This window comes from Paracoccus sp. (in: a-proteobacteria) (genome assembly GCF_039808215.1).
GTDB lineage: Bacteria > Pseudomonadota > Alphaproteobacteria > Rhodobacterales > Rhodobacteraceae > Paracoccus.
Genome location: NZ_JBDHSP010000114.1, coordinates 1 through 6078 on the forward strand (window position 1 = coordinate 1; position 6078 = coordinate 6078).

Below are 6078 nucleotides of genomic sequence, written 5' to 3' on the forward strand. Positions count from 1 at the left end.
ATGATTTCGGCATATTCCAGCCGTTGCGCCTCGCTCAGCCCGTGGCCCGGATCGGCCAGCCATTCCGCGAACCCCACCACGTTGGTCAGCAGGTTGCGCACGTTCGTAATGTAGCGGCCATCCTCTAGCGTCACGGCGGGGCCTCCTCGAAAGCCCTGGAATCATGACCGTCGCGGATTCCGCCGCCAACCCCTGAGCCAAGCCTATATTTACCCAAGAAGTAGGGGTTATCTCAGACAGCCTGTTGCGGCTGGTACGGCACGCTCGCGCGCTGTGCGCCTAGCGTTGTCCCACTTCAGCCCGCTCCACTCGCTGCGCTCTCGTTCTAATATTTCCACGAACAGAACCATTCGCCGCGAGCATTGCAGGCATCAACTCGTGAGATGCGAATATTTTCTTGGTATTGACAATAGGCAATCAGCGCCAAACAGGCTCCAGCGATAATGCCCCATCTAATCCATTGCTCTCTCTCTGTGCGTCCTCCGCGAAAAATCTGGTCTCTCAACTGGCCGATAAGAATGTGATCTTCTGCCGACCCCGTCAATCTTGCATTCACCTCTTCAATGAGCGCAAGTTGAACATCGATGTGGCCGATAATCTGTCGCGCAGCCCAGGCGTGAACCCGCAGCAGCATGTCGAGGAGCGGTGCCACTACTCCGATTGCTCCGAATGCTCCTATGATCACATCGGCAAGGGAGAAGCAGATTAGCCAAAGGCGATCGACGAATGGTGATCTAATTTTGATCGATTGGATCAGAAGCCAAAGAGAGCCGAGACTAGTGTACACGCTCCCCACAATTGGAATAAACGAAAGACCTGCGTCGATACCGAAGAATTTGAAGACCAGGCCATCGGAGAGCTTGCCGAAATTATCGACATTCTCACGTATCTGCGACAATGTACCTCGATAGGCTAAAATGTCCGTAGGTAGACGCGCGGTCCCAGAACCGGTCGGCAGATGGGTCCCACCGGATGGGATGAGCGAGTTCTTGGACATGGCTGGATTTCTCCCGGTCGTGGAGGTTGGGCTACGTGGGTGCACCTTCTTCGGCACCTGCATGGGCCTCGCCGAGCAGGGGCGAGGCGGCGCGCGCCTGCGCGTCCAAGTCCAGCCAGGCCTCCAGCAAGGTGCAGGCGGCGGAAGATAGGTCTCCGCCGTGGCGCTGCGTGGCAAATTCAGCCAAGCGCTTGAGGAGCTTATCGGGCAGTTCAAGCGGGAGGATGGTCATCGTACGGTTCTCCTTCGTTGGTCTGATTGTTAGAAATCGCCGCCAGCGTCGCTGGAGTCGGACGAGCCGAAATCCGAACCGGAATAATCATAGCCCGATCCGCTATCGGCGGGCGAGGACGGAGCCGTCTGATCAACGCCGAAATAAAGATTTGAGGGTAGATCGGCGACATCGTGCCAGCCGCTCTCGACAAAACCACTGATCTTGTCGTGAACGAACTGCATGGCATCTTCGTCGCCGTCGGTAAGTTGGCCCGCACCCCAGGCGTATACAGCCCCCGTTGCTTCGCCGACATAGGGCGCAGCGTCGTCGACGACATCATGAAGCTTTGCGGCCCAGTCAGAATTGATCGTCTCAGCAATCAGGTCGCGTGGGGGCGGTGTAAGGTCAGAATCAGATGCATAGGGGTTGGAGCCGTCAGGGTTGAGGCTCGTCTGATAAGGTCCCCCGAACCAGTTGGGCATCGCTTTCTCCTTCGGGCTAGAAGATTCGATCGATTGCGCGTGGGCCGCTGAATGGCCCATGCAGAGTGCTGGGGCTGATCGAGGTGCGGAATGTCGACCTCAGGAAACTCACCAGCCGTTGCGTCTCTTCGTAGGTACCCGGAGAATCCAGCCAGACGGTTCCCTGGCCGCGGGACGGGTGATCATAGGTCACACCGAGCCAGCAGGCGCCGAGCAGGTGCCGGCGGAAAAAGGATGAATCGCAGTGGGCATCGAGAAGCTGGAACCCGGACACTTCATGCGTGCTTCTGGCGAAGTCGCCATCGCCAATGCGGAGCATATTGTTGAGTCCAAGGCTTGCCGGATGGATTGATACGACCAAGTAGCTGCGCGCGGCCGGAACGAAGGCGAACCAGGCAAATCGCCCGAGGCGATGCAGCCCGAGAAGTTCGAGGACGCCCGCGGCTGCCAGAGGTACGGGTAAGTGTTGGAAATCCGGAACAGTCGCCAGGCCGATGCCCATGCCAACCAGCATGAGGCCGGATGCCAGCCACCACCAGCGGATCTGAGGAGCCTGCCTGCTGTAGAAGATGAGCTGGTGGCCCGGTTCGGGAGGCGGCGGGCGGAAGTTGCGCTGGAAGATACGAAAGACGAACAGCGCCAGGGCCGCACCGATCAACTGCTCCCCCGCGACGATCCACCGGACGGCTGGACGCCACGGTGGAACGAGCTGAGCGATCGTGCACAACCGGCCAAAGCCGATCGGAAGCAGGGTTTGCGCATCACCGAGCCTCATGGATTGCCACGAGGACCAAGCCAGGAGCATGGCGACGGCCAAAGCGACCATCGCCACACCGAAGCGGACCGTCTGCGATGGGTCCGGCCGGTAGGCGATGATGTGCTTTGGTCGGGCGGGCGGCCTGAAGGTGGCGTAGAACCGGCCAAGAACGGCACCAAGACAACGCGGTAGGAAGAGGACCGTCAGCAACAGGAAGCGGAGCAAGGCACGCATGTGCCGCGTTGGCCTCCGACGGCGCCGCATCATGGCCCGCGACGCTGGCAGATGCATCTCAAGCGTGCGATCCCGTTCGTCCTGTTCCGTCGTATCCATCGTTTCCGCCTCGGACTCGCGTGGGAATGGTGCCGGGGCGTGAACCACGGCACGGCTTCGGCTCAGTCGTCGCTGAAGAGCCACCAGAGGCCGGCGCCCACCGCACCGGCTGCGGCCACAGCAACCACCACCGGCGCCGCGGCAGTGGCGGCAGCAATGACGGCGGGACCGCCCACGGCCGCTTTCGCACCTGCGACGAGAGCCGTGCTGATCGAGGCGCCGTGACGGACGGCATCGGTCGTCGCCCAAGCGAAGGTGACGGCAGGACCGGCCGCACCACTCCGACGCAGATGGGGCTGAGAACGACCCGCAAGGGCGCTGCCCGTGCCGATGGCGGCGCCGATAGCCGCGCGTGGCGCCTGCTTGCAGGCTGCCTCAAGACCTCTTTCTATGGCGTTGGGGATGGTGTTGTGTGCGGGCACCTTCATCTCCTGTAGGCTGCGGCCTTCCAAGCAAGGCAGGACCGCTCACGCGCCAAGGGAGCGCATGTTGGGTTGACCTTGAACACCTTGACCTTGAGTGCCGGGGTTCGACCCGATGGCGAACCTGAGGGAATGATTGTAGAGCAGGGGCGCGTTGTCAATCACAATTGCATAAGATTGCGATACACGGTACGCATACGAGGAGGGCCGCGGGACAAGTGCCTTCGCGCGTACGCTGCCGGCACTATGATGGTGGTTCGTGCCGGTCAGGCGGCCCGATAGGCCTTGCGCCACGCAAACAGCTGCTGGCTCGAAAGCCCATGACGACGTGCCGTCGTCGATGCCAACCGCGGACCGGAGAAGCTCTCCTCGACGATCCGCAACTTCTCCCCGTCGGACCAGCGCCGGCGCCGGCCGGTCTCGACGATCTCGAGGCGACTCACGGGATGACTGTCACTATGGATATCCATACTGACAGTCAGCTATCGCCTCTCAAGCAACGCAAGCCGGCCCTCCGCGGAGCCATACGATACACGCAAGATGGAGCAAGGCGAAATCTACTACTTATGATTGCGGTTCAGAAGGCCTTTCCGCGTCGGCGGGCCGCGTGCATCAGCCTTAAATATTCACGGGCTGGCATATTGTCCGGATCGCCCTTGCCCCTATCCCTCAGCTCCTCATCGACAAGCTCCTTCTTAGTCGGAAGGTGGAAATCCACCTTTTTCGGGTAGCGGCTCTTGAACGCCTGAAAGGCTCGGTAGAGGTCGAGATCTTCCTCGCGCAACATCGGGCTTGTGAGTTGATTGGCGCGTATACGCTCACCGTAATGTGTAAGAAGGAATGAAAGCGCCGTGTGCGCTCCACGCGCTTTGAGGTCATTCCACCGCGGTTGCGTTCTTTCCAATGTCGGCAATGGTTCGGCTGCCGGCTGTCGCCCCTTCGTGATCTTGCCTGTCCTCGTGCGTGGCTCGTCCTTCCTGTCCGGGAGCTTCGGCGTCGGCCAGTTCTGGAGTTCGCGTTCCTGGCGCACCCTGTTCGTCCAGCCCTTCTCCTCCGGGTCGGATTGTACATCTCCTGGTGCGGTGGCCCGTTCGTAAGTTGTCAGCAGCAGGCGCAGGTGGGCGGCAAGAGAGGGATCATGCTTCACCGACTGATCGAGCAATGCGACGACAGCCTGGCAGGCTTCCTCCGTCTGTTGGCGCAATGTCGCTGGCGAATTGATGAAGGCGGTGAGCGATAGCCCCGTCGCGCGCGCCTCGGCGCGCAACGCTTCGACGAGCGGTCCATCATGCGCCGCCAGCATGGTATGGTCCAGGTGTGGCAGCACGTCACCATAGTGCTGTCTCAGGAACGAAGAGGCCGATCCGGATATTGATGTAAATAAAGCCCTGTCCGACAGACTTTGTGGCGACTGGCGATTGCGTAGAATGCTGACTGCTAGCTCTGGTTTAATAATATCGTCATCGGAATTTGGCTCAAGATGTATACCATAAGTTGATATGTATGTGCAAAGCCTTTCAGCGCATAGCTTGTCTTCGCTGAAATCTCGTTCAGTTAGTTTGATTATTTCTTCAATTTGCCCATGTGATAGAGGTAATGTCTTGGATAGGAAATCAGAAAACGGATCGGATTGTTCAGGTGAAAACCCCATGGCCTCGTAATCAGATGAGGCAAGCATTATTACTTCTCTAAGGAAATCTTTCGTCTTCATATAACCTTGATCCTGGGGAATGGGTCTTTCAGAAATTCGGTCATCTCCTCATAATGGGGCGCAGTGTGAGCATTGATGTTCCAGGCGTTTACCGGATCGCTCCGAAACTGCTCCATGCTGGCCCGCAGACGTTGCCCGTCATGTGCGTCGAGCGCGGTCGCTTTGCGGATACGCTCCAGCAAGGCGTCCGCTCCCAGCAATGGGTGCATCTTGAGATGATCGTCCGGCAAAGGCGCCGGACGCGGAAATTGGGAGCCGGCCTCCATATGGATCCAGCTCCCCTTCATGACATGATACATGACGCAAAGCGCTGAGAGCGTAATCTCGAAAAGATCCTTGTTCGTCCTCAGCGGCCGTGGCAGCAGGCATTCGCCGGTAAAGGCGACATCCATCCTCTCCATTGCGGTGGGATGCGTCCCGAGAAGGCCCGGGAACTCGCCGATAGCGCGGTTCATAAGAAGCGTCGATACAAACACGTCCATGTCGTCAAGCGGACGGCCAAGCGTGAACGAGGCCGTATAGACCGATAGCGGAAACCCGACGCTAGCGCCGGCGGCTGTCCCGAGACTGAAATAGGGCGATTGCCACTCGATTTCCTGCTCCAGGGCGGTATGTCCTGCGAGATAGGGTATCACCAGCGCGTCTGCTTCCGCCTCCAGCCAGATGCGTGGCTTGTCGCCAGGGGCGGGAATTAGATTTTCTTTCAGGGGTATCGCGCGCGCTTGCTTGCGGAAATGCTCTCCGGCAATATGGCAGACTTCGTGCGCTACGATCCGTGTCAGATAGGCAAGCACAAAGGTTCTGGCAAAATAAGGAGCAACTCGCGGGAGGTCGGGGGCAAAGAGTTCCAGATGTTCGTCGCGGTGTTTCGCGATCATGTCGAAACCGACCGGCGCCCCCAGCGGGGCCTGATGGCTGATTACGTCCGCCAAAAAGAGATTCTGCAAATTGAGGAAGGGTAAGTAGGTTCCGATCGCCTTGAGGAATGATGGATCGTACAGCCGCCGGAAAAAGGCGAGCGTCAGAAGCGGCTCGTAAATGTCAGGATCTGTCGTGTTTTCGGGCAGCTCGACCGGGGAGTGGTGAGCCGCCATCCGATGAATCTCGGCAAAAATGGGCGCATGAGTCGCTGCAAATAGTGCCATGGCGTCGGCGAGAAAGA

At 59.1% G+C, this 6078-nt stretch carries 8 protein-coding genes; all 8 read right to left on the minus strand.

Features of this window, described 5'->3' with window-relative positions; translation table 11 throughout:
* Positions 1-325: 325 nt before the first annotated feature.
* Entirely contained in the window at positions 326-997 is a 672-nt protein-coding gene (locus WMK75_RS17900) for a hypothetical protein (RefSeq protein WP_347268943.1), read from the minus strand.
* A gap of 31 nt (positions 998-1028) precedes the next feature.
* Positions 1029-1229, minus strand: a complete 201-nt coding sequence (locus WMK75_RS17905; RefSeq protein ID WP_347268944.1) for a hypothetical protein — start codon at positions 1227-1229, stop codon at positions 1029-1031.
* A gap of 29 nt (positions 1230-1258) precedes the next feature.
* Positions 1259-1693, minus strand: coding sequence for a hypothetical protein (locus tag WMK75_RS17910; protein WP_347268945.1), 435 nt, complete (start codon positions 1691-1693; stop codon positions 1259-1261).
* Between the two features lie 16 nt (positions 1694-1709).
* Complete coding sequence (locus tag WMK75_RS17915) at positions 1710-2783, minus strand: hypothetical protein (RefSeq protein ID WP_347268946.1); 1074 nt, start codon at positions 2781-2783, stop codon at positions 1710-1712.
* A gap of 62 nt (positions 2784-2845) precedes the next feature.
* The gene (locus WMK75_RS17920) at positions 2846-3211 is read right to left on the minus strand and encodes a hypothetical protein (protein WP_347268947.1); all 366 of its coding nucleotides are present in this window, start codon (positions 3209-3211) and stop codon (positions 2846-2848) included.
* Between the two features lie 260 nt (positions 3212-3471).
* Positions 3472-3648: a transposase gene (locus WMK75_RS17925; RefSeq protein WP_347268948.1), complete on the minus strand. Its 177-nt coding sequence runs from the start codon at positions 3646-3648 to the stop codon at positions 3472-3474.
* A gap of 134 nt (positions 3649-3782) precedes the next feature.
* Positions 3783-4916, minus strand: a complete 1134-nt coding sequence (locus WMK75_RS17930; protein ID WP_347268949.1) for a hypothetical protein — start codon at positions 4914-4916, stop codon at positions 3783-3785.
* Positions 4913-6078, minus strand: a 1166-nt coding sequence (locus WMK75_RS17935; RefSeq protein WP_347268950.1) for a hypothetical protein, incomplete at its 5' end; no start/stop codon positions are given. The genes WMK75_RS17935 and WMK75_RS17930, both read right to left, overlap by 4 nt.

Excerpts from the sequence above, each read along its gene's own strand:
- WMK75_RS17920 (WP_347268947.1), bottom strand. The coding sequence starts at position 3,211 with ATGAAGGTGCCCGCACACAACACCATCCCCAACGCCATAGAAAGAGGT.
- WMK75_RS17910 (WP_347268945.1), bottom strand. The coding sequence starts at position 1,693 with ATGCCCAACTGGTTCGGGGGACCTTATCAGACGAGCCTCAACCCTGAC.
- WMK75_RS17905 (WP_347268944.1), bottom strand. The coding sequence starts at position 1,229 with ATGACCATCCTCCCGCTTGAACTGCCCGATAAGCTCCTCAAGCGCTTG.
- WMK75_RS17915 (WP_347268946.1), bottom strand. The coding sequence starts at position 2,783 with ATGGATACGACGGAACAGGACGAACGGGATCGCACGCTTGAGATGCAT.
- WMK75_RS17900 (WP_347268943.1), bottom strand. The coding sequence starts at position 997 with ATGTCCAAGAACTCGCTCATCCCATCCGGTGGGACCCATCTGCCGACC.
- WMK75_RS17930 (WP_347268949.1), bottom strand. The coding sequence starts at position 4,916 with ATGAAGACGAAAGATTTCCTTAGAGAAGTAATAATGCTTGCCTCATCT.